Genomic DNA, 22,736 nt, shown 5'->3' with positions numbered 1-22,736 from the left:
TCGCCGGTCGTGCCTGTGCGCTCGGAGAGACTCGAACTCTCACTGGCCAGGACCTAAACCTGGTGCCTCTGCCAATTGGGCTACGAGCGCGCGGGCCACATCTTCACACGCGTCAGTCGAGGCCGAGGTCCCGGCGCAGCTTGGCGACGTGACCGGTCGCCTTGACGTTGTACTGCGCGAGCTGGACCGCGCCGTCCTCGTCGATCACGAAGGTCGAGCGGATCACGCCCTCGACCTCCTTGCCGTAGAGCTTCTTCGTGCCGTGGGCGCCGTAGGCCTTGTGGACCGCGAGGTCCCCGTCGGAGAGCAGCGTGAGGGTGAGGGCGTCGCGCTCGCGGAACTTCGCCAGCTTGGCCGGCTCGTCCTTCGACACCCCGAGCACCTCGTAGCCCGAGGCGCGCAGCGAGTCGAGCGAGTCGGAGAAGTCGCACGCCTGCTTCGTGCAGCCGGGGGTCATCGCCGCGGGGTAGAAGTAGACGATCACATTCCGCCCGCGCAGGGCCGCCAGCGAGACCTGCTCACCGGTGTCACTGGTGAGGGTGAATTCGGGGGCGGCGTCGCCGGGGACGAGGCGGTGCGGGCTCTCGGTCATGTCGGTCGGGCTCCTGGGCGGGATCTCGGGCTGGAATTCGGGCTCGATGTGGTTGTTGCAAGATCTTTGCAATAAGGTCGGGGGTGTGCCGGCGCGGCATCGGGGGATCCGCGTCGGCCACCTGACATCCAACCAGCCCCCTGGAGGGCCGGCCCACAGCAGGGAAGTGACCGCGTGCACGTGCCTGACGGCTTCCTCGACGCCCCCACCTCGGTGGCGACCGGCGTCGTGGCCGCAGCCGCGGTGGCGGTCGCGCTCCGGGGCGCACGACGCGAGCTCGACGACCGTACGGCCCCGATGGCGGGTCTCGTCGCGACGTTCGTGTTCGCCGCACAGATGATCAACTTCCCCGTGGGCGCCGGCACGAGCGGTCACCTGATGGGTGGGGCGCTCGCCGCGGTCCTGGCGGGACCGTGGACGGCGGTGCTCTGCCTCTCGGTCGTGCTCGGGGTGCAGGCGCTGCTGATGGCCGACGGCGGCATCACCGCCCTCGGGACCAACATCACGCTGATCGGCATCGTCACCGTGGCCGTCGGCTGGGCCGTGTTCGCGCTGCTGCGCCGCGTGCTGCCGTCGCGGCTCGCCGTGGTCGCGCCCGCAGCGGCCGTCGGTGCGCTGCTCAGCGTCCCCGTCGCCGCCCTCGTGTTCACCGGGCTCTTCGCGCTGGGCGGCAACGTGCCGGTGGACCTCGGCGCGGTGCTGGCCGCCATGCTCGGGTGGCACACCGTCATCGGCATCGGCGAGGCCGTGGTCACGGGCCTGGTCGTCGCCAGCGTCGTGGGCTCCCGCCCCGACCTCGTGCACGGCGCCCGGCCGCTGCTCTCCGAGCGCGAGCTCGAGACCCGCACGGTGGAGGTCGCGTGAGCACCCCACGCGTGAGCACTCGCGGGTTCTTCGTCATGGCCCTGGTGGTGAGCCTGCTCGTGGCAGGCGTGGCGAGCTACTACGCCAGCTCGCACCCCGACGGCCTGGAGTACGTCGCCGAGCAGACCGGGTTCCTCGGCTCGGCCGAGGACTCCGCCACGGCCGACAGCCCGCTCGCCGACTACCAGACCTCCGGCGTCGACGACGCGCGCCTGAGCGGCGGCCTCGCCGGCGTGATCGGCGTCGTGGTGATGCTCGTCCTCAGCACCGGGTTGTTCTGGCTGGTCCGCCGCCGCGAGACCGCCGACAGCGAGGGCTGAGTGGGCACCGGTCACGCCCACCGGTCCCACGTCCCCGGCGAGCGCCCGCGCGGTGACAGCCCGGTCCATCGCGCACCCGCGCACCTCAAGGTCCTGGCGCTGCTGGGGTTCATGCTCGTCGTGGTGGCGACGCCGCGCGAGGCCTACCCGGTCTTCGCGCTGGAGGCAGCCGTCCTGCTGGGCGTGGTCGCCGTGTCCCGGGTGCCGCTGCGGCACCTGCTGCCGCGGATGGTGGTCGAGGTCCCGTTCGTCGTGTTCGCGGTGCTGATGCCGTTCATCGCCCACGGCCCGCGCACCGAGGTGCTCGGGGTCAGCGTCTCCGAGCCGGGGCTGGTCGCCGGCCTCGCGCTGCTGGTCAAGGGCAGCATCGGCGTGCTGGCCTCGCTCACGCTGGCCGCCACCACCGACCCGCAGGACCTGCTGCGCGGCCTGCAGCGGCTGCGCACGCCTGACCTGCTCGTGCAGATCATGGGGTTCATGATCCGCTACCTGCAGGTCGTGACGGCCGAGCTCGGCCGCATGATGACCGCGCTCCGCTCACGCGGCTGCGACCCGCGCTCGCCCCGCCACTGGCCGGTGCTCGCGCGGTCGCTCGGTGCGCTGTTCATCCGCTCCTACGAGCGCGGCGAGCGGGTCCACCTGGCCATGCTGTCGCGGGGGTACGACGGTAAGTTGCCGACGTGAGCACCCCAGTCCTGGACGTCCGGGGCCTCGCCTTCGCCTATCCCGACGGCCACCAGGCCCTGTTCGGGGTCGACCTGCACGTCCACCGCGGCGAGCGCGTCGCGCTCCTCGGGCCCAACGGCGCGGGCAAGACCACGCTGGTGCTCCACCTCAACGGCATCCTCACCGCCGGCAAGGGCTCGGTCGCCGTCAGCGGGCTGCCCGTCTCGAAGCGGCACCTGCAGGAGATCCGGCGGCGCGTCGGGATCGTCTTCCAGGACCCCGACGACCAGCTCTTCCTCGGCACGGTGCGCCAGGACGTCGCGTTCGGGCCGGCGAACCTCGGCCTGCGCGGCACCGCGCTCGAGCGCCGGGTCATGGACGCGCTGGACCGCGTGGGGATGGCGGACTTCGCCGACCGGCCCCCGCACCACCTGTCCTACGGCCAGCGCCGCCGCGTCGCGGTCGCCACGGTGCTGGCGATGGAGCCCGAGGTCCTCGTGCTCGACGAGCCCTCGTCGAACCTCGACCCGGCCTCCCGGCGCGAGCTCGCCGAGATCCTGCGCAGCCTCGACGTGACGGTGCTGATGGTGACCCACGACCTGCCCTACGCGCTCGAGCTGTGCCCCCGCAGCGTCGTGCTGAGCCAAGGGGTCGTGGTGGCCGACCGGTCGACCTTCGACGTGCTGACCGACGAGGCGCTGATGGCCGCCCACCGCCTCGAGCTGCCGTGGGGGTTCGACCCGCGCCGCATTGATAGCCTTCCCGGGTGACCCAGGACATGCGCGCGCTCGAGCGCGAGATCGAGGAGACCCGTCAGCGTCTGGCCTCGACGATCGACCAGCTCGCTCACCGCGCCCACCCGAAGACGATCGTCGGGCGCCAGGTGACCACGGTGAAGTCGAGCTTCGTCGACCTCGACACCGGCGCGCCGCGCACCGACAACATCCTCAAGGCCGCCGGCGCGGTCGTGGGCGTCGTGGTGCTCCTCGCGCTCGTGCGCAGGGTCGCCCGCTGAGCGACATGGCGCGCACCATGGCCGGGGGCAGCGCCCCCATCAAGATGCTGCACGACCGCCTGCTCGTCGAGGTCGACAAGGACGCCGGCGAGCGCCGCTCGACCGGTGGCATCGTGATCCCGGCGACCGCGGCGATGGGCGCCCGCCGCCTGGCCTGGTCGCGGGTCATCGCGGTCGGCCCGCACGCGCGCGCCGTCGAGGTCGGCGACCGCGTGCTCTTCGACCCCGAGGACAAGGCCGAGGTCGAGGTGCAGGGCGAGGTCTACGTCGTCATGCGCGAGCGCGACGTCCACGCCGTCGCCGCCGAGCGCCTCGAGGGCGGCTCGACCGGGCTCTACCTGTGAGCGCCGGGTCCGCGCTCCGGCGCGGGGTCGCGGGGCTCGTCCTGCGCGCGGTCCGGTGGCGGACCGTGGGCGAGGTGCCCGAGCGCGGCGTCCTCGTCGGCGCCCCGCACACCTCCAACTGGGACTGGGTCCTGACGATGCTGCTGGCCTGGCGGTACGGCATCACGATCCGGCTGCTGGTCAAGCGGGAGCTGTTCGTCGGTCCGCTGGGCTGGCTGCTGCGGCGCACGGGTGCGGTCGAGCTCGACCGCACGAACCCGGCGGCGACGATCAAGGAGCTGCTCGCCGAGGCGGAGGGCGAGGACCCCTGGCTGATCGGGATCGCCGCGGAGGGCACCCGCTCGCGCGGCGAGTACTGGAAGTCCGGCTTCTACCGGATCGCCCGCCAGACCGGACTGCCGATCACGCTGGCGTTCCTCGACGTCCCCTCGCGCACCGTCGGTTGGGGTCCCACCTTCCACCCGACCGGCGACGTGGGCGCCGACATGGACGTCCTGCGCGACTTCTACGCCGACAAGACCGGGTTCCGGCCCGAGTCGTTCACCCCGCCGCGACTGCGGGAGGAGGGTCCTGAGCCGCCCTCCGTAGGGGTGTGACCGGCTTTCCGGGCACCAAGCCTGAAGGCTAGGTTGAGGGTTTCAACCGAAGGGAGCATGAAATGGCATTTCTGCTGTGGATTCTTGCCGTCATCCTCGTGGTGTCCGGCATCGTCTCGTTGATCAGGGGTCAGATGCTCTGGGGCATCCTGCTCATCGTCGTGGGGCTGCTCGTCGGCCCGGGCGGAGTCAGCCTGTTCACGTAGGACACCCTGCGGGAGGGAAACGTGAGGAGCCGGTCCGTCACGGACCGGCTCTTCGCACGTCCGGGCACGGCACACTCCCCGAACGTCGACCCCGGACGGGCCAGCCCGCACACGCCAGTCCGCACTCCAGTCCGGAAACGCCGAGAGCCGGTCCGTGAGGACCGGCTCTCGGCTTCGGTACGCCATCAGGGACTCGAACCCCGAACCCGCTGATTAAGAGTCAGCTGCTCTGCCAATTGAGCTAATGGCGCAGGCGGTGAAGCGAGTAGAACTCTACCGCGTCGTAATCAGCAGACGAAATCGAGGGGGATCCCCTCAGAGCTCCGCCAGCACGGCCTGGGCCGCGTTGTGGCCGCCCAGCCCGGACACCGCTCCGCCACGGCGTGCGCCCGACCCGCAGAGCAGGACGGCGTCGTGCGCGGTCTGCACGCCCCACTGCTGCGCGGGGGTCTCGAGGCGGGAGCGGTTGGTTGCCCACGGCCACTCGAGGTCGCCGTGGAAGATGTGCCCACCGGGCATGGCGAGGTCCCGCTCGACGTCCTGCGGGACCTTCACCTCGATGCACGGCCGGCCCTCCGCGTCAGTGGCGAGGCAGTCGGCGAGCGGCTCGGTGAGCACGGCGTCGAGCGAGGCGAGCGCGCGCCGGGTGGCGACCTCGCGCGCCGACGGGTCGGCGTCGAAGAGGCCGGCGGGGGTGTGCAGCCCGAAGTAGGTCAGCGTGTGGGCCGACCCCGCGCGGTCGCCCAGGATCGAGGGGTCGGTGAGGCTGTGGCAGTAGACCTCGCCGGGCAGCGGGTCCGGCACGGCCCCGCCGGCCGCGGCGGCGTACGCCTGCTCGAGCAAGCTGTAGTCCTCGGCCAGGTGGAGCGTCCCGGCGAACGCGACGGCCGGGTCGGCGCCCGACCTCAGCCCCGGGAGCCGGTCGAGGAGGAGGTTGATCTTGAGCTGCGAGCCGACGGGCTTGGTCGCGGTGTCCTCGCCCTCGCCGAGCAGGATCCGCAGCACCCAGGGGGCCACGCCCGACAGGACCCGTCGGCCGGTCACGGCGTGCTCGCGCTCGCCGTCGTGCCAGGTGACCTCGGCGCCGTCCGGGCCGGGTGTGATGGCGCTGACGCCCGCGCCGGTCACGATCTCGGCGCCCGCGCCCGCCGCGGCCGTCGCGAGAGCGGTCGTCACCGCGCCCATGCCGCCGACGGGCACCCGCCACTCACCGGTGCCGTTGCCGACGAGGTGGTAGAGGAAGCAGCGGTTCTGCACCAACGACGGGTCGTCCAGCGAGGCGAACGTCCCGATCAGCGCGTCGGTCGCCACCACGCCGCGGACCGTGTCGTCGCTGAACCGCGACCTGATCGCCCGGCCCAGCGGCCGCTCGACCACGTCGTCCCAGATGCGCTCGTCGACCAGGTCGCGCACCTCCCGGGCGAGGGGCAGCGGCCGCATCAGCGTCGGTGCCACCACCTCGGCGAGCCGGCCGACCTCCCCGTAGAACCGCTGCCACGCGGCGTACTCGTCGTCCCCGCCGGTGAGCTCGCGGAACGAGGCGCGGGTCGCCTCGCCCTCGGGACGCTCCACGAGCAGGCCGCCCGTGCGCTCGCCACGGGTCCACGGGGTGTACGACGCCGTGGTGCGCGAGGCGAGCCGGACGTCGAGGTCGAGGTCGGCCATCAGCTGCTCCGGCATGAGGCTGACGAGGTAGGAGTAGCGCGAGAGCCGGACCGGTCGTCCCGCGAAGGGCTCGGTCGAGACCGCGGCGCCGCCGGTGTGGCCCAGGCGCTCGAGCAGGAGGACCGAGAGCCCGGCGCGTGCGAGGTACGCCGCGCTCACGAGCCCGTTGTGGCCGCCGCCGACCACGACGACGTCATAGCTGCTGCTGCGGGGGTGCATCCGGTCAACGTAGACCCTCGGGCGTGGGTGGGACGGCGCCCGGCCCACCCGTAGGGTCGGCCCGGGGGAGGGAGGAGACGACATGAGGGAGGCACTGAAGGACCGGATCGAGGAGCGGCTCCGCGACCCGATCTGGTGGAACGACGCCCTGCAGCTGGGCAAGACCGTGCTGGCGGCGGTCGCGGCGTGGGTCGTGGCGTCGAGCGTGCTCGACCTGCCGCAGCCGTTCCTCGCGCCGTGGGCCGCGCTGCTGGTGGTGCACGCCACCGTGTACCGGACGTTCTCCAAGGGCGCCCAGCAGGTGGCGGCGACCGTGGTCGCGGTGCTGCTCGCCGCGCTCGTGGGCGAGGCGTTCGGGCTGACCACGTGGGCGGTGGCGCTGCTGATCGCGGTCGCCCTGGTGCTGGGCGCGGTCCCGTGGCTGGGAGCCGAGGCGACCACCATCGCCACGACGGGTCTCGTGGTGCTCACCACGGGCTTCGACGACGACGTCATGCTGCTGTCGCGGCTCTACGACACCGCGATCGGCGTGGGCGTCGGGCTGCTGGTCAACGTGATGGTCTGGCCGCCGCTGCGGCGGCAGACCGCGGCGCGGGCCCTGGACGCGGTCGACGACGGCATCGGCGCGCTGCTGGTCGACATGGCCGGCGGCCTGGGCGACGGCTGCCAGGACGACGACGTGGCGGCGTGGGTCGACCGGACCCGCGAGCTGGACGCCGACCTCGACCACGCGTGGGCCCTGGTGCGGCAGGCGCAGGAGAGCGCGCGGATGAACCCGCGCCGGTCCGCGCGGTCGCTGCGGGACCCCGACCACTGGCACGAGCTGCTGCGGCGGATGGAGCAGGCGGTGGCCGAGACCCGCAGCCTCGCCCGCACCCTGGGCGGGCAGAGCGCGCACCGCCGCACCTGGGGCGAGGCGTTCGCGGTGCCGTGGATCTCGATGCTCGGCGACGCGGGCAGGGCGGCGGGTGACGCGAACCCCGGGGCGCTGGTCGACGTACGCCGCCGGCTCGAGGCGTTCTCGGAGGACCTGCGAAGGACGGAGCGCTCACCCGAGTGGCCGATCTACGGCGCGCTCATCATCAACCTGCGCAACATCGTCGACGCCATGGACGAGGTCGCCGAGGCGAACCCGATCATGGGACGGCCGCTCGCCCTGCGGGTCCCCGGCCGGCGCGGCTGAGAGCACGAGCCGCCGATGGAGGGGCCGAGCGGGAACGGCCGAGGCCCCGGCTCGCGGAGCCGGGGCCTCGATCGGTTGGGGTGAGTAACGGGACTTGAACCCGCGACATCCGCGACCACAACGCGGCGCTCTACCAGCTGAGCTATACCCACCATGTTCCTCGCGCGAGCGCGAAGGACGTCGTGAAGTGTAGGGCACTCAGGCCGGTGGGCTGGAATCGAGGTCGGGGTCCGCGCCGAGGCCGGTCAGCTGCCCGCCGTGGCGAGCCGCGATCTCCCGGGCCCGGGCGCTGTCGGGGCCGGGCTGCGGCACGAAGACGGCCTCGCGGTAGTAGCGGAGCTCCTCGATGCTCTCCTGGATGTCGGCCAGTGCGCGGTGGTTGCCGCGCTTGGTCGGCGCGGCGAAGTAGGCGCGGGGGTACCAGCGGCGCGACAGCTCCTTGATCGAGGAGACGTCGACGATCCGGTAGTGCAGGAACGACTCGAGGGCCTGCATGTCGCGTGCCAGGAAGGAGCGGTCGGTGGCGACCGTGTTGCCGGCGAGCGGCGGCCGGCTCCCGTCGGGGCAGTGCTCCTTGATGTAGGCCAGCACCTGCTCCTCGGCCTCGGCCAGCGTCGTCCCGGAGGCGAGCTCGTCGAGCAGGCCGGACTTCTCGTGCATCGAGCGCACGAATTCCACCATCTGCTCCAGCGACTCCTGCGGCGGCTTGATGATGACGTCGACGCCCTCGCCGAGCACGTTGAGCTCGAAGTCCGTCACGAGTGCGGCGACCTCGATGAGCGCGTCGGCCCCGAGGTCGAGCCCGGTCATCTCGCAGTCGATCCACACCAGTCTGTCGCTCACGACGAGCCACCCTACTGCGGCCCTCTCAGCGTCGACTCAGCCTCACCTCCTAGGGTCAGTGCCTGTGCAGGTACCAGTCCGGCGCCGCCGCCCGGGCCGGACGCACTGATCCGGACGACCGAGAACGAAGGAAGCCCCTCGATGGCGCAGAAGAAGAGCTCGCGCAGGACCGCCGACGACAAGGCCGCGGCCGCGGCCCGGCGGGAGGCCAGGCGGGCGAGGACCGAGCGTGCCCGTGCCCAGGCGGAGGAGCGCCGCAAGGCGGCCAAGCGCAAGCAGCAGCTGGTGCGCTTCGGGACGATCGTGGGTGTCCTGGTCCTCCTGGTCGGCGGCTACTTCCTGGTGACGAGCCTCGGCTCGGACAAGCCCGACACCCCGCCCGAGGGCGCGACGAGCGACTACGGCCTGGTCGTCGGCGAGGCCGACGCGCCGAAGGAGATCGTGATCTACGAGGACTTCCTCTGCCCGTTCTGCGGCCAGCTCGAGCAGACCGTCGGCGACCAGCTCGACGCCGCCGTCGAGGCCGGCGAGGTCAACGTGGAGTACCGGCCGATCGCGTTCCTCGAGCGGATCAGCGACTACTCGCCCGAGGCCGCGAACGCGTTCGCAGTCGTCCTCGACGCGTCCGGACCGGAGGTCGCCAAGGAGTTCCACGACCTGCTGTTCGACAACCAGCCCGCGGAGTCCGGACCCTTCCCCGACGAGGACCGGCTCGTCGAGTGGGCCGTCGAGGCCGGCGCCACCGAGGACGACGTCCGCCCGGGCATCGAGGACATGGCGTTCGAGGGCTGGGTGGAGGCGGCTTCGGACGCCGCGTCCGACGCCGGCGTCGACTCGACCCCGACCGTCCTCGTCGACGGCGAGGAGGTCGAGGGGCGCAGCGTCGCCGACATCGCGGCGGCCATGGTCGGCACCGGCGGCTGACTTCTGGGACACTCCCGGGCGTGAGCCTCTCGTCCTTCATCGCCGGGCTGCCCAAGGCCGAGCTCCACGTCCACCACGTCGGGTCGGCGTCGCCGCGGATCGTCTCCGAGCTCGCGGCGCGCCACCCGGCGGCGGGCGTGCCGTCCGACCTCGACGAGCTGCGGAGGTTCTTCACCTTCCGCGACTTCGCCCACTTCATCGAGGTGTACCTCGCCGTCGTCGACCTCGTGCGCACGCCCGAGGACGTCCGGCTGCTGACCTACGAGGTCGCCCGCGAGATGGCCGAGGGACAGAACCTGCGCTACGCCGAGCTGACCTGCACGCCGTACACCTCCGTGCAGCGCGGGATCGCGATCACCGCCTACACCGAGGCGATCGAGGACGCCAGGGTCGCGGCGGAGCGCGACTTCGGACTGGTGCTGCGCTGGATCTACGACATCCCGGGCGAGCTCGGCATCCCGGCGGCCGACGCCACGCTCGAGTACGCCCTCGAGCACCGCACGGACGCACTCGTGGGCTTCGGTCTCGGCGGCCCCGAGATCGGGGTGCCGCGCGCGCAGTTCCGCGAGCACTTCGCCGCCGCCCGGGCGGCCGGGCTGCACTCGGTGCCGCACGCGGGCGAGACCACCGGCCCGGCCACCGTCTGGGACGCGGTGCGGCTGCTCGGGGCCGAGCGCATAGGCCACGGCACGTCCGCGGCGCAGGACCCGGAGCTGCTCGCGCACCTCGCCGAGACCGGCGTGGTGCTCGAGGTCTGCCCCACCTCGAACGTCGCCACCCGTGCCGTCGAGCGCATCGAGGACCACCCGCTGCGCGAGCTCGTCGCAGCGGGGGTGACGGTGACCATCAGCTCCGACGACCCGCCGATGTTCGCCACGTCGCTGAACCACGACTACGAGGTCGCGGCAGGCCTCCTGGGCCTCGACGAGGCGGGTGTGGCCGACCTGGCCCGGGCGGCCGTCGGCGCGTCGTTCGCGCCCGACGAGGTCAAGGCGCGGATCGGGGCCGAGATCGACGCCTACGCCGCCGGCTGAGCGGCGCGCGGCCGTCAGGACTCGGCGCGGCCCCGGGCAGCCGCCCGGTGCGCGGGCTTCGGCTTGCGCACGTTGGTCGGGTCGAGCGCGGCCATGACGTAGAGCAGGACGGCGATGCCGGCCAGCACGGCGAGCACGGTCAGGACGGACACGTCCAGGTCGTTGGACATGCGGGACCTCGATTGCGGTGGGGGGTGCGACGCGCGGTCCGTACCCGTCGGCGGAGGCCTCATGTGGGCGCCTTCACCCCTGAGAGGGAGGGCGAGGGCAGAACCCTCGCCGATCACCGAGGCGTGCGTGGCGCCCCCGACAGGATTCGAACCTGTGACCCGCGGATTAGAAGGCCGCCGCTCTGTCCAGCTGAGCTACGGGGGCTGGCCGGAGCAGTATTCCAGCCCGGTGCGACGGCGCGGCACGGTCCCCGGGCGCCACGACGGCGGTCGGCCCCCGCCGACCGCCTTCGTCCCCCTGCCCTGGAGACGACGATGGTGCGCCGCCCATGCGGGGCGGCGCACCATCGGGAGGGTCTGGTTCCGACCGAGATCGTCCCCAGATCAGGTGGTGCGGGTGGTTCAGGCCGCGGTGACCGGCTGCAGGGGGGCGTCCGCGTCGGCGTCCTCGCGCCAGGCGTTGCGCCCGCGTGGGGCGTCGTACGCCTGCTGGTCGAGGATGCCCTCGCGCTTGGCGACGATCGTGGGCACCAGCGCCTGACCGGTGACGTTCACCGCGGTGCGGCCCATGTCGAGGATCGGGTCGATCGCGAGGAGCAGGCCCACGCCCTCGAGCGGGAGGCCGAGGGTGGAGAGGGTCAGCGTGAGCATGACCGTCGCGCCGGTGACGCCCGCGGTGGCCGCCGAGCCGATGACCGAGACGAACGCGATGAGCAGGTAGTCGGTGACCGACAGGTCGAGGCCGAAGAACTGCGCCACGAAGATCGCCGAGATCGCCGGGTAGATCGACGCGCAGCCGTCCATCTTCGTCGTCGCGCCGAGCGGCACGGCGAACGAGGCGTAGGCGCGCGGGACGCCCAGGTTGCGCTCGGTCACCGACTCGGTCAGCGGCATCGTGCCCACCGAGGAGCGGGAGACGAACGCCAGCGAGATCGCCGGCCAGGCGCCGGAGAAGAATTGGCGGACCGACAGCCCGTGCAGCCGGAGCAGGGCGGGGTAGACGCCGAGGACGACCAGTGCGAGGCCGGCGTAGATCGCGACGGTGAACATGCCCAGCGAGCCGAGCGCGTCCCAGCCGTAGCTGGCCACCGCGTTGCCGAGCAGGCCGACGGTGGCGATGGGGGCGAGCAGGATGATCCACCACAGGACCTTCTGCACCACGGCCAGGGCCGAGCGCACGATCGCGAGGAACGGCTCGGCGGCCTCGCCGACCTTCAGGGTGGCGATGCCGACGGCGATGGAGATGACGAGGATCTGCAGCACGTTGAAGGACAGGCCGACGGAGCCGTCGCCGGGGGCCGAGCCCTGGAGGCCGAGGACGTTCGCGGGCACCAGCCCGGTCAGGAAGTCCAGCCACGAGCCGGTGGTCGACGGGGCGGACGCGGCGTCGGAGCTGACGCTCGTGTGGTCGCCCGGCTGGAGCACCAGCCCGAGCACGATGCCGATGACCACGGCGACGAGCGCGGTGATGGCGAACCACGCGAGCGTGCGCCAGGCCAGCCGCGCGGCGCCCGTGACGTCACGCAGGTTGGCGATGGAGGCGACGATCGCGAGGAAGACCAGCGGCGGCACCACGGTCCGCAGCAGCGTCACGAACGTGCCGCCGATCGTGCTGAGGGTCTCGGTCAGCCAGTTGGGGTCGACCTCGCCGGTCGCGGCGTCCACGCCGTCCGCGCCCATGCTCCGGGCGACGAGGCCGAGGACGACGCCGAGGACCAGGCCGATGAGGACCTGGACGCCGAACGAGGGGAGCCGGAAGCGGGTCCGCTTCTCGGGCTCGATGACAGAAGTACTCATGCTCGAGGGCAACCTTTCGGGGACCGTCCGGACGGGTGCCGGACGACAGACGCAACGGATCGGGGATGTCGGGGGATCAGGCGGTGCGTCGGAGCCGACAGAGTGCGCTCTCGGTGCGAACGAGGTCGATGGCACGACGCTGCGTCAGGAGGTCTCCGACGCTCGTGGGGGTGGTCGTGGCGGCTCGCACGTCAGTCACAACCGGAGGTGCCCCGTCCGGATTCCGTGGTTCGAGTCACACGTCGTGGGACGCCTGACCAGGGTTCGCTCATGTCGTCCCGGCACGGTGCCCGTCTGGCCGCCCTCCTGGCTCTCGCCGCCCTCCTGCTCCCCGCCGCCTCGCACGCCGGGACGATGGTGACGGAGGACGCCACGGGCGACTCCCGAGCGTGGACGGACTACGAAAAGTTCCAGTTCGTCCCGGCGCCGGAGGAGGCGTCGGTCGACGTCCTCCGCACGGCCGCGGCGTTCGTTCCGCGCCGGTTGACCGTCACCGTGCACTTCCGCGACCTCGAGGTGCGGATGCAGCACCGGACGCTCGTGCGGGTCTGGACGCCCCGTGGCACCTTCGACGTCCCTGCCGAGCGGCGGTTTGCGCGCCGGGTGACGGTCGCACTGGCGCGGCAGCGCGGCGAGGCGTTCGGGTGTCGGGGAGCGAGCGCGATGTACGGCGGGGCGGCGGACACCGTGGCCCTCTCCGTGCCCGCGCGGTGCATCGGCGCTCCTCGCTGGGTGCGGCTCGGCGTCAGGGCGACCGCCACGCCGAGGCTGTACGCGGACGACCCGGGCACCGTCTTCTTCCTCGCCGACGACGGCCACCGCGACGGGTACCGGGTGAACAGCCTCGCCAAGGGGCCGCGGATCCGCCGCGGCTGAGCCGTGCCGGCCACCCTCACCACCCACGGAGCTGGACGCCATGATCCACCGCCCCGGCACGCGCCTGCTCGCCGCGCTGCTGCCCCCCACCGCGCTCCTCCTCCTGCCGACGGCAGCCCACGCCGAGAAGGCGGTCACTGAGGACCCGGCAGGTGACGCAGTGGTCGTCGGCTTCCTCGCCGACGACGACGCCGAGCTCCCACCGCCGCCTGACCCGTCACCGGCCGACATCGTCCGGACGGTGGGCGCGCACGGGAGGAAGCGGTTGGCCGTCACCGTCCACTTCCGCGATCTCGCTGGTGCGGAGGAGCACTCCGTGCGCATCCTGGTCCGGACGAGGACAGGTTCGTTCTCCGTCGTGGTGAGGGCGGAGGGCCGGCGCACGCGCGTGGGGATCGCGGGCCGGCACGGGGAGATCGACTGTCGCGCCCTCCGGGCACGGCTCGATCGCGGGGGGAGACCTGCTCGCGGTGTCCGTCCCCACGGCGTGCCTCTCCTCGCCTCGCTGGGTCCGGCTGGGCGTCACCGCCTCCTCGCCGCTGCCCACGACCGACCTCGCGGTCCTCGCGTCCACCGTCGACGACGGCCACCGCGAGACCGTGAGGCCGAGGAGCACCGGCACCGGTCCCAGGATCCGCCGCGGCTGACAGGCGAGCACGCACGGCCGCATGAGCCGTGCGTCGTCGGGTACGCCAACGGCATGGCCAACAACTACCCACGCCTCGCGATCGTGACAGGCAGCGACTCCGGCATCGGTCAGGCGACCGCCACCCTCCTCGCCAGCGAGGGCTTCGACGTCGGGCTCACCTTCCACACCGACGAGGACGGCATCCGGCACACGGCCGAGGAGGTCGCGCGGCGCGGCCAGCGCGCCTTCGTCGAGCCGTTCGACGCCTCCTCGCCCGACGCCGGCGGCGTCGTCGACCGGCTCACCGACCAGCTCGGGGGACTCGGCGTGCTCGTCAACGTCGCGGGCACCGGGCACTCCGACCGGGCCGTCGACCTCGACCTCGAGACGTGGCGCCGCGTGCTCGCCACCGACCTCGACGGGCCGTTCCTCTGCGCGAAGCACGCCGCGCGCCGGCTCGTCGAGCAGGACCGTGGTGGCCGCATCGTCAACGTCACCAGCGTGCACGAGCACCTGCCGCGGTACGGCGCGGCGGCGTACTGCGCCGCGAAGGCCGGGCTCGGGATGCTGACGAAGGTGATGGCGCTCGAGCTCGCCGAGCACGGCATCACGGTCAACGCGGTCGCGCCCGGGGAGATCTCGACCCCGATGACGGGGCAGGACGAGTCGGAGGCCTACCACCAGGACCGGCCCGGCAACCCGGTCGGACGCCCGGGCCACGTCGCCGAGGTCGCCTCGGTCATCGGCTTCCTGGCCTCGCCGCGGTCCGCCTACGTCACCGGCTCCTCCTACACCGTGGACGGCGGGCTGAGCCTGATGGCCGCGCACGGTCACGACACGGCCACCGGCTGGCGCGAGGCCTGAGCCCCTCAACGGGACAGCAGCACCATCACCTCGTAGTGGCTGGTGTGCGGGAACATGTCCAGCACCCGCGCCTCGACCGGCCGCAGCGACGGCATGGCCTCGAGGTCACGCGCCAGCGACTCGGCGTTGCACGACGAGTACACGACGTGGCGGGTGCGTGACGCCTCGAGCCAGCCCGCCAGGTCGGCGCCGATCCCGCGACGGGGCGGGTTGACCACGACCAGGTCCGGTGCGGCGTCCTGCGCGAGCGCGTACGCCGTCGCGTCGGCGGCCACGAACGTCGCCGCGGCGCCGAGGTCGGCCGCCGTCGCCCGTGCCGCCTCGACGGCGTCCGCGGAGACCTCGACGCCGAGCACCTCGCGCCCGGGTGCGGCGAGGTGCAGGGCGAAGCCGCCGACGCCGCAGTAGAGGTCCCACACGGTGCGCCCGTCCGGCACCGCGTCCACCCAGGCGCGCGCCTGGTCGTACAGCGCCTCGGCGACCGGGGTGTTGGTCTGGAAGAACGAGCGCGGGCCGAGGCGGAGCGTGACGCCGGTCGCCAGCCGCATCGGCAGCGTCGACGAGGCGGTGAGCACGATCTCCCGCTCGCCCTCGAGGACCGCCTTGTGCTCCGGCTGCACGTTGATCGTCACCACCCGGAGTGCCGGCACCGCCTCCAGCAGGGCCGGCAGCCGCGAGCGCACCCGCGCCTCGAGCGCGGTCGAGCGCATCACCAGCCGGAGCATGAGCGCGCCGTCTCCCGACTCGGTGAGGAGCACGTGCTTGAGCTCGCCCGCGCGAGCCGCGACGTCGTACGGCACCAGGCCGGCGCTGCTGATCCAGGCGGCGACGCCGTCGAGAGCCGCGGTCAGGCCGGGGGAGTGCAGGCCGCAGTCACGCAGGTCGACCCCGGCGAGGCCGCGGTCCAGGATCCCGAGCGTCGGCGCCGCGACCGTGCCGCCCACGGCCATCTTCGCCTTGTTGCGGAAGCCCGCGTCCGCCCCGGCCACGGTGGGCAGCCACACGGGGGCCGGCACCAGTGAGCGGGCGTGCGCCTCCTTGTCGGAGAGCTGGCGGGCGCGCGGGACCGCCAGCAGGGTGCAGGAGCGGCAGCGGAACGCGTCGTAGTGGTGGCAGTCCACGAGTGGCTGGACGGTCAGCGCAGCCGACCCATCCACTCCTCGATGTCGGCCGACGTCCGGGGCAGCGAGGCCGAGAGGTTCCGGTTGCCGTCGGCGGTGACGAGGATGTCGTCCTCGATGCGGATGCCGATGCCCCGCAGCTCCTCGGGGACCAGGAGGTCGTCCTCCTGGAAGTAGAGGCCGGGCTCGACGGTGAGCACCATCCCCTCGGCGAGCTCGCCCTTGGGGTAGATGTCGGCGGACGCGCGGCCGCAGTCGTGCACGTCCATGCCGAGCATGTGCGAGGTGCCGTGCAGCGTCCACCGGGCGTAGACCTTCGACTCCGGGTCGAGCGCCTCCTGGGCGGGGACGGGCAGCAGGCCCATGTCCTCGAGGCCGTGGGCCAGCACGTGCATGGCGGCCTCGTGAGCGGCCAGGAACGGCACGCCCGGGCGCACCGCGTCGATGCCGGCCTGCTGCGCGCGGTGCACGAGGTCGTAGAGGTCCCGCTGGAGCGGGCTGAACCGGCCGTCGACGGGCAGCGTGCGGGTGACGTCGGCGGTGTAGAGGTTGTGGCCCTCGACGCCCATGTCGAGCAGGACCAGCTTGCCGGGCTCGATCGCCCCGGTGTTGTCGATCCAGTGCAGCGTCGTGGCGTGCGAGCCGCCGGCGCAGATGGAGTCGTAGCCGATGTCGTTGCCCATCGCGCGGGCCCGGCGGAAGAACGTGCCCTCGATCCACCGCTCGCCGAACTCGAGCACGCGGTCCCACTCGCGCACGGAGTCCTCGAAGCCGAGCGCGGTGATGTCGCACGCCTCCTGGAGCTCGCCGACCTCCCACTCGTCCTTGACGAGCCGCAGCTCGTCCGCCACGCGGGCGAGGTCCTCGTCGGTGGTCAGGTCGCGGGTCTTGCGGTCGTCGTCGAACGAGGGCAGGTCCTTGACGTGGCGCACCTCGATGCCCAGGGAGTCGGAGATCTCCTGCGCGGACGGGCGGCGGCCCGCCCACAGCTCGCCGTACTGACGGTCGCGGAAGAACTCGTCGGTGTCGCGCTCGGACCGCGGCCGCGCGTAGAGCACGGACTCGCCGTCCTCGATCACCAGCACGGCGTCCGAGGTCTGGTTGCCGGAGAAGTAGGTGTGGGCGGTGTCGGGCCGGAACCGGTAGTCGGTGTCGTTGGCGCGCACCTTGTAGGTGCCGGCGGGCAGCACGAGCCGGTCCCCGGGGAACGCCTCGGCCAGCCGGGCGCGGCGGTCGGCGGCACGGTCGGCGACCGGGTGGCGGGGCACGTCGAGCGCACGGTCGCCCCAGCCCTCGCGCATGAAGGCGGCGTAGGCGGCGGGAACGGCCGGGTCGTGCGACTCGGTCCTGGGCTGCTCGCCGGCGCTGTCAGCGGCGCTGTCGGCGGTCTGGGCGGTCTCGGCGGGGATCTCTGCGGTCGGCTCGCTCACCCGGTCACTGTACGCCGCCACGCGGGCGCCGCGAGCGGAGAACCGTCCCCCGTAGGGGTGCGGCGAGCGCCGGCCCGCCGCGGCCGCTCCGTTAGGGTCGGACCATGCACCGCAGCCGCCGCGACAGTGTCGCGTTCACCGTCGTGGTGGGCGTCCTGGTGCTGCTCGGCGGCCTCGCGATGGCGCTCGTGGTCGGCCTGTCCGGCGCCCCCGGGTCGCTCGCCCTCGCGGCGGTCCTCGCAGCGGTGCCCGTCGGCCCGCTCGTCGGCTGCTTCATGTGGCTCGACCGCTACGAGCCCGAGCCGCGCAGCCTGCTCCTCGCCGGGCTGCTGTGGGGGGCGTTCGTGGCGACCGCGGCCGCGCTCGTCTTCCAGGGCATCGGCATCGCCGGCGGCGCGAGCGAGCGCGACAGCCTCGCCGTGGTGGCGCCGATCACCGAGGAGGCGACCAAGGGCGCGTTCCTGCTGCTGCTCCTGTGGTGGCGCCGGCACGAGCTCGACGGGGTCCTCGACGGCATCGTCTACGCCGGCATGGTCGGGATCGGCTTCGCCTTCACCGAGAACATCCTCTACCTGGCCGCCGCCTACGACGGCACCGACGGCCTCGGCCCCGGCGGCACGACCGCGCTCACCGGCACGTTCATCCTGCGCTGCCTGATCAGCCCCTTCGCGCACCCCCTGTTCACCGTCTTCATCGGCATCGGGGTCGGCCTCGCCATCGCCGCCCGGCTGGCGTGGGTGCGGCTGCTCGCCCCGTTCGCCGGCTTCGGGCTGGCGGCGCTGCTGCACGGGCTCTGGAACTCCTCCACCCTGTCGGGCACCGGTCACTTCTTCGTCGTCTACGGCACCCTCATGCTCCCCGCCCTCCTCGGCGTGGCGGCCTTCGCGGTGTACCGCCGGCGCTCGGAGCGGCCGCTGCTCACCCTGGCGCTGCAGGACGCCGCCGACCGCGGGCTGCTGCCCGCGACGGACATCCCGTGGCTCGTCGACCTGCGAGCCCGCCGGCACGCCCGGCGCTGGGCCCGCCACCACGGCGGCCCGCAGGGCGAGCGCGGCATGCGGGCCTACCAGGCCGCGGCGATCGAGCTGGGATACCTCCACCACCGATACCTCCGCGGCACCGCGCCGTCGGACTTCTCCGTCCGCGGCCAGGAGCACGTCGAGGAGCTGCGCCGCATCCGTCCCTACATCTCCTTCCCCGGACAGGTGGTGCCGACCCGATGAGCGAGCACGACGCCGGCGAGCCGGCCGCAGCAGCCGGACGCACGCCCGACGTGACCACCGCGATGGTGACCGCGCTGGTGCGGCTTCGAGGGGCGCTGCAGGAGGCTCACCTGCCGCTGGAGCTGCCCGGGGCCGAGGAGCAGCGCGCCGCGAAGGCGGAGATGGTCGACCAGCTCGAGGACTACGTGATCCCGCGGCTGATGACGCTCGACGCGCCGCTCCTCGCGGTCGTCGGCGGCTCGACCGGCGCCGGCAAGTCGACGCTGGTCAACTCCATCGTCGGCACCCGGGTGACCACGCCCGGCGTGCTGCGCCCCACGACCCGCTCGCCCGTCCTCGTGCACCACCCCTCCGACGCCAAGTGGTTCGGCCAGGACCGCCTGCTGCCCGAGCTCGAGCGCGTCGACCGGCAGACCAACGACCCGGGTGCGCTGCAGCTGGTGCCGTCCCCGGTGATGGCACCCGGGCTCGCCGTGCTCGACGCCCCCGACATCGACTCGGTGGAGGAGCAGAACCGCCTGCTCGCCGCGCAGCTGCTCGCCGCGGCGGACCTGTGGCTGTTCGTCACCTCCGCGGCGCGGTACGCCGACCAGGTGCCGTGGGACTTCCTCCGTCGGGCCGCCGAGCGCTCGGCGGCCGTCGCGATCGTCCTCGACCGGACGGCGCCCGACGCGGTCGACACCATCTCCACGCACCTGGCCCGGATGCTGGCCAGCCGCGGGCTGAAGGACTCGCCGCTCTTCATCGTCGAGGAGGGCGAGGTCTCCGACATGGGGCTGCTGCCGTCGACGGCGGTCCTGGAGATCCGGGAGTGGCTGCAGGCGCTGGCCCAGGACCAGGAGGCCCGCAGCGCGGTGGTCCAGCAGACGCTCGAGGGCGCCATCCGCACCCTGGGCCGGCGTACCCACGCGGTTGCCGACGCCGCCACCGAGCAGGTCGACGCGGTGCGCCGGCTGCGCGACGACGTCAACGACGCCTACGACCGGGCCGTGAGCGCCGTCGGGGAGGCGTCGGCCGACGGCACGCTGCTGCGGGGCGAGGTGCTGGCCCGCTGGCAGGAGTTCGTGGGCACCGGCGAGCTGCTGCGCACGCTCGAGACCCGGGTGGGGTGGATCCGCGACCGGGTGGTCAGCGCCGTCAAGGGCAAGCCCCAGCAGGCCGAGCGGGTCACCGTCGCCGTGGAGTCCGGCCTCGAGACGCTGATCCTCGAGCACGCCGAGGCGGCCGCCGAGCGCGCCGAGGCGTCGTGGCGCAGCACCGCGGCCGGCCAGGTCCTGCTGCGCGACGCCGGCGAGGACCTCGGCCGCGCGTCGCGCGACTTCCGCCGGCGCGCCGAGCGCGCGGTGCGCGACTGGCAGGCCGACGTGCTCGACATGGTCCGCTCGGAGGGCGCCGACAAGCGCTCGACCGCGCGCTTCCTCGCCTTCGGCGTCAACGGGCTGGCGGTCGCGCTGATGGTCGTCGTCTTCGCGCACACCGGAGGGATGCTCGTCGGGGCGGAGGCCGGCATCGCCGGCGGGTCGGCGCTCCTCGGGCAGAAGCTGCTCGAGGCGGTCTTCGGCGACCAGGCGGTGCGGTCCCTCGCCGAGCGCGCCCGGCGCCGGCTGGAGGCGTCCATGAGTGACCTCCTCGACGCCGAGCGACGCCGCTACACCGACCTCCTCGACAGCCTCGAGGTGTCCCCGGAGGCGCCCGAGCGGCTGCGCGCGGCGGCCCGCAAGGTGGACGACCTGCGCTACGCCGCGACGCACCCCGCAGGGGCTCCCGACGACCCGTCGCAGGAGCCGGCGCAGGACCCGGCGCAGGACGAGCCGCCCCGGATGTCGGGCACGGGGGACGGCGCCCCCTAGGCTGGTGGCGCACGCACAGCCACCGGACCGTGAGGGAGCCATGACGTCGTTGCTCGAAGGGGCCAAGAAGCTGGTCACCAGGAGCTCTGACATCGGCGCCCGCGTCGAAGGACTCGAGCGCGCCGCCGCCGGTGCCCGGGGTCGCGTCGACGACGCCGTCGTCGACGACGCCGTGGCCGTCGCCTCCCGCGCCGCGAGCCGCCTCAAGCTCTCCGCCGACCACACCGTGGTCGCCCTCGCCGGGGCGACCGGATCCGGCAAGTCCTCGACCTTCAACGCGCTCAGCGGGCTCGAGCTGGCCGCCGTCGGCGTCCGCCGGCCCACCACCTCGTGGGCGACGGCCGTCGTGTGGGGCAAGCAGGGCGCCGAGGAGCTGCTCGAGTGGCTCGGCATCCCGGGCCGCCACCAGGTCACCCGCGACTCGATGCTCTCCCAGGCCGACGAGGACGTCGACCTGCGCGGCGTCGTGCTCCTCGACCTGCCCGACCACGACTCCACCGAGGTCTCCCACCACCTCGAGGTCGACCGGCTGGTCCAGCTCGCCGACATGCTCGTGTGGGTCCTCGACCCGCAGAAGTACGCCGACGCCGCCATCCACGACCGCTTCCTCAGGCCGCTCGCCGGGCACCGCGACGTGATGCTCGTGGTGCTCAACCACATCGACACCGTGCCGGAGGACCGCCGCGCCAGCATGGTGGAGGACGTCCGCCGGCTGCTCGAGGCCGACGGGCTGGCCGGCGTCCCGGTGCTGCCGGTCAGCGCCCGGCAGGGATGGGGCATCGACGAGCTGCGCGGCATGATCGCCGAGCGCGTCGCGCAGAAGAAGGTGACCCGGTCACGCCTCGAGGCCGACGTGCGCTCCGCGGCCGAGCGCCTCGAGGCGGCGGTCGGCACCAGCAAGGCGCCGACCCTGTCGAAGGAGCGCGTCGCGGCCCTCGACGACGCCTTCGCGGACGCGGCGGGCGTGCCCACGGTGGTCAAGGCCGTCGCCGACTCCACGCGGCTGCGTGCCAACCGCGCCACCGGCTGGCCGGTCACCGCGTGGTTCTCCCGGCTCAAGCCCGACCCGCTGAAGCGGCTGCACCTCGACCTCGGCGCCGCCGGCAAGGAGCTCACGGGCGCCGCGCGCACCTCGGTCCCGAAGGCGACCGGCGTGCAGCGCGCTCGCGTCGACACCGAGGTCCGTGCCCTGGCCGACCAGGTCGGGGAGGGCATGGCCCCGTCGTGGGCGGCCGCCGTCCGCGCCGCCTCGGTCTCGCGGCTGCCCGACCTCGGCGACCGCCTCGACCGAGCGGTCGCCACGACCGAGCTCGGCGCCACGAGGATCCCGGTGTGGGCGAACCTGGTGCGCGTGCTGCAGTACGTCCTGATCCTCTCCGCGGTCGTCGGCGCGGGCTGGCTGGCCCTGCTCGCGCTCGGGTCCTACGCCCGGCTGCCCGAGCCCCCGACGCCCGAGGTCGCCGGCTTCCCCCTGCCGACCCTCCTGCTGCTCGGCGGGATCCTCCTCGGCCTGCTGCTGGCCCTCGTGAGCCGCTGGCTCGTCGCCGCGACGGCGAGGAAGCGGGCCCGGACCGCCGACAAGCGGTTGCGCGACGCGATCTCGGAGGTCTCCGCCGAGCTGGTCGTCGCGCCCATCCAGGCCGAGATCGCCTCCTACGCCGAGGTGCGCCAGGGGCTGTCAGCCGCGCTGCGCTGATCGCTCCGCCCGGAGCCCCGGCGCCGTTCGGCCCGGAAGCGTCCACAGCCCGCGCCGTCAGCAGGTCCTCCACAGGCGCCCCGCGCTCGGGCGCCCCGCTGTCGGCCGGCATGTCGAGCCTTGGGTCATCGCGGCGGACCCACCGCCGCCGACCCCAGGAGACACCGATGTACGACACCCAGATCACGCTGACCGGCCGTGTCGGCGGCGACGTGACGCTGCGCGAGCTCGCCGAGGGTCGCGCCGTGGCCTCGTTCCGCGTGGCGTGCAGGCCCAGCCGCTACCGCGACGGCGAGTGGGTCACGGGCGCGACCTCGTGGCACACCGTCAAGGCCTGGAACCGGCTCGCCCGCCACGTCGCCGCCTCGCTCAGCACCGGTGACCCCGTCGTCGTCCACGGCAGGCTGGTGGCCGACGTGTGGGAGCGTGACGGCAAGCAGCAGACCTCCTTCGAGGTCGTCGCGTCCGCCGTCGGCCACGACCTGACCCACGGCACGAGCACGTTCGCGAGGTCGGTGGCCGAGCAGGTGGAGGGCCCCGCGCCGGCGGGTGGCGCGGCACCGGCCGCCGGGCAGCGCGCGGCATGACGGGCGCTGCCCGGCGGCCGCCG

The 22,736-nt window shown here is 73.4% G+C and carries 25 protein-coding genes and 4 tRNA genes; 18 read left to right on the top strand and 11 right to left on the bottom strand.

Annotation, left to right across the window (positions count from 1 at the left end):
- Positions 1-16: 16 nt before the first annotated feature.
- Together J3P32_RS03285 and bcp are read right to left on the bottom strand one after the other, a co-directional pair.
- Positions 17-90, bottom strand: a tRNA-Leu gene (locus J3P32_RS03285).
- Between the two features lie 22 nt (positions 91-112).
- Positions 113-592 carry a thioredoxin-dependent thiol peroxidase gene (bcp, locus tag J3P32_RS03280; protein ID WP_210438418.1) on the bottom strand — a complete coding sequence of 160 codons (480 nt, stop codon included), beginning with the start codon at positions 590-592 and terminating at the stop codon, positions 113-115.
- 174 nt (positions 593-766) lie between these two features.
- On the opposite strand from bcp, the gene J3P32_RS03275 reads away from it, so the two are divergent.
- The 8 genes from J3P32_RS03275 to J3P32_RS03240 all read left to right on the top strand — a co-directional run bounded on the left by J3P32_RS03275 (position 767) and on the right by J3P32_RS03240 (position 4,603).
- A complete protein-coding gene (locus J3P32_RS03275; RefSeq protein ID WP_210438417.1) occupies positions 767-1,456 on the top strand; it encodes an energy-coupling factor ABC transporter permease in 690 nt (229 codons plus the stop codon).
- 11 nt (positions 1,457-1,467) lie between these two features.
- Positions 1,468-1,776 carry a PDGLE domain-containing protein gene (locus J3P32_RS03270; protein WP_307861571.1) on the top strand — a complete coding sequence of 103 codons (309 nt, stop codon included), beginning with the start codon at positions 1,468-1,470 and terminating at the stop codon, positions 1,774-1,776.
- Entirely contained in the window at positions 1,777-2,460 is a 684-nt protein-coding gene (gene cbiQ / locus J3P32_RS03265) for a cobalt ECF transporter T component CbiQ (RefSeq protein WP_210438416.1), read from the top strand.
- Positions 2,457-3,212: an energy-coupling factor ABC transporter ATP-binding protein gene (locus J3P32_RS03260; RefSeq protein ID WP_210438415.1), complete on the top strand. Its 756-nt coding sequence runs from the start codon at positions 2,457-2,459 to the stop codon at positions 3,210-3,212. The genes cbiQ and J3P32_RS03260 overlap by 4 nt, the downstream gene beginning before the upstream one ends.
- On the top strand, positions 3,209-3,457 hold the full coding sequence (locus tag J3P32_RS03255; RefSeq protein WP_210438414.1) for a DUF3618 domain-containing protein: 249 nt from the start codon (positions 3,209-3,211) through the stop codon (positions 3,455-3,457). The genes J3P32_RS03260 and J3P32_RS03255 overlap by 4 nt, the downstream gene beginning before the upstream one ends.
- 5 nt (positions 3,458-3,462) lie before the next feature.
- Positions 3,463-3,801, top strand: a complete 339-nt coding sequence (locus tag J3P32_RS03250) for a GroES family chaperonin (protein ID WP_210438413.1) — start codon at positions 3,463-3,465, stop codon at positions 3,799-3,801.
- Positions 3,798-4,397 carry a 1-acyl-sn-glycerol-3-phosphate acyltransferase gene (locus tag J3P32_RS03245; protein ID WP_210438412.1) on the top strand — a complete coding sequence of 200 codons (600 nt, stop codon included), beginning with the start codon at positions 3,798-3,800 and terminating at the stop codon, positions 4,395-4,397. The genes J3P32_RS03250 and J3P32_RS03245 overlap by 4 nt, the downstream gene beginning before the upstream one ends.
- A 62-nt stretch (positions 4,398-4,459) precedes the next feature.
- On the top strand, positions 4,460-4,603 hold the full coding sequence (locus J3P32_RS03240) for a GPGG-motif small membrane protein (RefSeq protein WP_210438411.1): 144 nt from the start codon (positions 4,460-4,462) through the stop codon (positions 4,601-4,603).
- Positions 4,604-4,781: 178 nt separating this feature from the next.
- Here J3P32_RS03240 and J3P32_RS03235 read toward each other — a convergent pair.
- Both J3P32_RS03235 and J3P32_RS03230 read right to left on the bottom strand, forming a co-directional pair.
- Positions 4,782-4,854 (bottom strand) — tRNA-Lys (locus J3P32_RS03235).
- Between the two features lie 64 nt (positions 4,855-4,918).
- On the bottom strand, positions 4,919-6,487 hold the full coding sequence (locus J3P32_RS03230; protein WP_210438410.1) for a phytoene desaturase family protein: 1,569 nt from the start codon (positions 6,485-6,487) through the stop codon (positions 4,919-4,921).
- Positions 6,488-6,569: 82 nt separating this feature from the next.
- Between J3P32_RS03230 and J3P32_RS03225 the strand changes: the two genes are divergently transcribed.
- Positions 6,570-7,670, top strand: a complete 1,101-nt coding sequence (locus J3P32_RS03225) for an FUSC family protein (RefSeq protein WP_210438409.1) — start codon at positions 6,570-6,572, stop codon at positions 7,668-7,670.
- Between the two features lie 76 nt (positions 7,671-7,746).
- Here the strand turns inward: J3P32_RS03225 and J3P32_RS03220 are convergent.
- A tRNA-His gene (locus J3P32_RS03220) sits at positions 7,747-7,822 on the bottom strand.
- A 46-nt stretch (positions 7,823-7,868) separates the two neighbouring features.
- Complete coding sequence (gene orn / locus J3P32_RS03215; protein ID WP_210438408.1) at positions 7,869-8,513, bottom strand: oligoribonuclease; 645 nt, start codon at positions 8,511-8,513, stop codon at positions 7,869-7,871.
- 141 nt (positions 8,514-8,654) lie between these two features.
- Between orn and J3P32_RS03210 the strand changes: the two genes are divergently transcribed.
- Both J3P32_RS03210 and J3P32_RS03205 read left to right on the top strand, forming a co-directional pair.
- On the top strand, positions 8,655-9,437 hold the full coding sequence (locus tag J3P32_RS03210) for a DsbA family protein (protein WP_210438407.1): 783 nt from the start codon (positions 8,655-8,657) through the stop codon (positions 9,435-9,437).
- A gap of 20 nt (positions 9,438-9,457) precedes the next feature.
- A complete protein-coding gene (locus tag J3P32_RS03205; RefSeq protein ID WP_210438406.1) occupies positions 9,458-10,471 on the top strand; it encodes an adenosine deaminase in 1,014 nt (337 codons plus the stop codon).
- A gap of 14 nt (positions 10,472-10,485) precedes the next feature.
- On the opposite strand, the gene J3P32_RS03200 is transcribed toward J3P32_RS03205, so the two are convergent.
- From J3P32_RS03200 to J3P32_RS03190, 3 genes are all read right to left on the bottom strand, one after another.
- On the bottom strand, positions 10,486-10,641 hold the full coding sequence (locus J3P32_RS03200; protein WP_210438405.1) for a hypothetical protein: 156 nt from the start codon (positions 10,639-10,641) through the stop codon (positions 10,486-10,488).
- Between the two features lie 128 nt (positions 10,642-10,769).
- Positions 10,770-10,846 (bottom strand) — tRNA-Arg (locus J3P32_RS03195).
- A gap of 197 nt (positions 10,847-11,043) precedes the next feature.
- On the bottom strand, positions 11,044-12,438 hold the full coding sequence (locus J3P32_RS03190) for a dicarboxylate/amino acid:cation symporter (RefSeq protein WP_210438404.1): 1,395 nt from the start codon (positions 12,436-12,438) through the stop codon (positions 11,044-11,046).
- A 270-nt stretch (positions 12,439-12,708) separates the two neighbouring features.
- Between J3P32_RS03190 and J3P32_RS03185 the strand changes: the two genes are divergently transcribed.
- The 3 genes from J3P32_RS03185 (at position 12,709) to J3P32_RS03175 (ending at position 14,806) form a co-directional block, all read left to right on the top strand.
- Positions 12,709-13,314, top strand: a complete 606-nt coding sequence (locus tag J3P32_RS03185) for a hypothetical protein (protein WP_210438403.1) — start codon at positions 12,709-12,711, stop codon at positions 13,312-13,314.
- Positions 13,315-13,784: 470 nt separating this feature from the next.
- Positions 13,785-13,961 (top strand): hypothetical protein, encoded by a 177-nt coding sequence (locus tag J3P32_RS03180; protein WP_210438402.1) that lies wholly within the window; start codon positions 13,785-13,787, stop codon positions 13,959-13,961.
- 53 nt (positions 13,962-14,014) lie between these two features.
- On the top strand, positions 14,015-14,806 hold the full coding sequence (locus J3P32_RS03175) for an SDR family oxidoreductase (RefSeq protein WP_210438401.1): 792 nt from the start codon (positions 14,015-14,017) through the stop codon (positions 14,804-14,806).
- Positions 14,807-14,811: 5 nt separating this feature from the next.
- Here J3P32_RS03175 and rlmC read toward each other — a convergent pair whose 3' ends face one another.
- Both rlmC and J3P32_RS03165 read right to left on the bottom strand, forming a co-directional pair.
- Positions 14,812-15,927, bottom strand: coding sequence for a 23S rRNA (uracil(747)-C(5))-methyltransferase RlmC (gene rlmC / locus J3P32_RS03170; protein ID WP_210438400.1), 1,116 nt, complete (start codon positions 15,925-15,927; stop codon positions 14,812-14,814).
- 14 nt (positions 15,928-15,941) lie between these two features.
- Positions 15,942-17,357: an aminopeptidase P family protein gene (locus J3P32_RS03165; RefSeq protein WP_307861570.1), complete on the bottom strand. Its 1,416-nt coding sequence runs from the start codon at positions 17,355-17,357 to the stop codon at positions 15,942-15,944.
- A gap of 104 nt (positions 17,358-17,461) precedes the next feature.
- Between J3P32_RS03165 and J3P32_RS03160 the strand changes: the two genes are divergently transcribed.
- The 4 genes from J3P32_RS03160 to J3P32_RS03145 all read left to right on the top strand — a co-directional run bounded on the left by J3P32_RS03160 (position 17,462) and on the right by J3P32_RS03145 (position 22,713).
- Positions 17,462-18,580 carry a PrsW family intramembrane metalloprotease gene (locus J3P32_RS03160; protein WP_210438399.1) on the top strand — a complete coding sequence of 373 codons (1,119 nt, stop codon included), beginning with the start codon at positions 17,462-17,464 and terminating at the stop codon, positions 18,578-18,580.
- On the top strand, positions 18,577-20,430 hold the full coding sequence (locus J3P32_RS03155; RefSeq protein ID WP_246849864.1) for a dynamin family protein: 1,854 nt from the start codon (positions 18,577-18,579) through the stop codon (positions 20,428-20,430). Before J3P32_RS03160 ends, J3P32_RS03155 begins: the two co-directional genes overlap by 4 nt.
- Before the next feature lie 40 nt (positions 20,431-20,470).
- Positions 20,471-22,126, top strand: coding sequence for a YfjP family GTPase (locus J3P32_RS03150; RefSeq protein WP_210438398.1), 1,656 nt, complete (start codon positions 20,471-20,473; stop codon positions 22,124-22,126).
- 167 nt (positions 22,127-22,293) lie between these two features.
- Positions 22,294-22,713 carry a single-stranded DNA-binding protein gene (locus J3P32_RS03145; RefSeq protein WP_210438397.1) on the top strand — a complete coding sequence of 140 codons (420 nt, stop codon included), beginning with the start codon at positions 22,294-22,296 and terminating at the stop codon, positions 22,711-22,713.
- The last annotated feature ends 23 nt before the right edge of the window (positions 22,714-22,736 follow it).

The sequence above is a fragment of the Nocardioides xinjiangensis genome (genome assembly GCF_017916385.1).
Classification (GTDB): domain Bacteria; phylum Actinomycetota; class Actinomycetes; order Propionibacteriales; family Nocardioidaceae; genus Nocardioides; species Nocardioides xinjiangensis.
Note: the sequence above shows the minus strand (reverse complement) of the source record. Positions and strands in the feature narration are given on the sequence as shown.

Bases quoted from the DNA above. Each gene is read 5' to 3' on its own strand.
- J3P32_RS03200 (WP_210438405.1), bottom strand. From the start codon at position 10,641: ATGTCCAACGACCTGGACGTGTCCGTCCTGACCGTGCTCGCCGTGCTG.
- J3P32_RS03175 (WP_210438401.1), top strand. From the start codon at position 14,015: ATGGCCAACAACTACCCACGCCTCGCGATCGTGACAGGCAGCGACTCC.
- J3P32_RS03240 (WP_210438411.1), top strand. From the start codon at position 4,460: ATGGCATTTCTGCTGTGGATTCTTGCCGTCATCCTCGTGGTGTCCGGC.
- J3P32_RS03185 (WP_210438403.1), top strand. From the start codon at position 12,709: ATGTCGTCCCGGCACGGTGCCCGTCTGGCCGCCCTCCTGGCTCTCGCC.
- J3P32_RS03225 (WP_210438409.1), top strand. From the start codon at position 6,570: ATGAGGGAGGCACTGAAGGACCGGATCGAGGAGCGGCTCCGCGACCCG.
- bcp (WP_210438418.1), bottom strand. From the start codon at position 592: ATGACCGAGAGCCCGCACCGCCTCGTCCCCGGCGACGCCGCCCCCGAA.
- J3P32_RS03250 (WP_210438413.1), top strand. From the start codon at position 3,463: ATGGCGCGCACCATGGCCGGGGGCAGCGCCCCCATCAAGATGCTGCAC.
- J3P32_RS03190 (WP_210438404.1), bottom strand. From the start codon at position 12,438: ATGAGTACTTCTGTCATCGAGCCCGAGAAGCGGACCCGCTTCCGGCTC.
- J3P32_RS03155 (WP_246849864.1), top strand. From the start codon at position 18,577: ATGAGCGAGCACGACGCCGGCGAGCCGGCCGCAGCAGCCGGACGCACG.
- J3P32_RS03150 (WP_210438398.1), top strand. From the start codon at position 20,471: ATGACGTCGTTGCTCGAAGGGGCCAAGAAGCTGGTCACCAGGAGCTCT.
- J3P32_RS03160 (WP_210438399.1), top strand. From the start codon at position 17,462: ATGCACCGCAGCCGCCGCGACAGTGTCGCGTTCACCGTCGTGGTGGGC.
- J3P32_RS03230 (WP_210438410.1), bottom strand. From the start codon at position 6,487: ATGCACCCCCGCAGCAGCAGCTATGACGTCGTCGTGGTCGGCGGCGGC.
- J3P32_RS03210 (WP_210438407.1), top strand. From the start codon at position 8,655: ATGGCGCAGAAGAAGAGCTCGCGCAGGACCGCCGACGACAAGGCCGCG.
- J3P32_RS03145 (WP_210438397.1), top strand. From the start codon at position 22,294: ATGTACGACACCCAGATCACGCTGACCGGCCGTGTCGGCGGCGACGTG.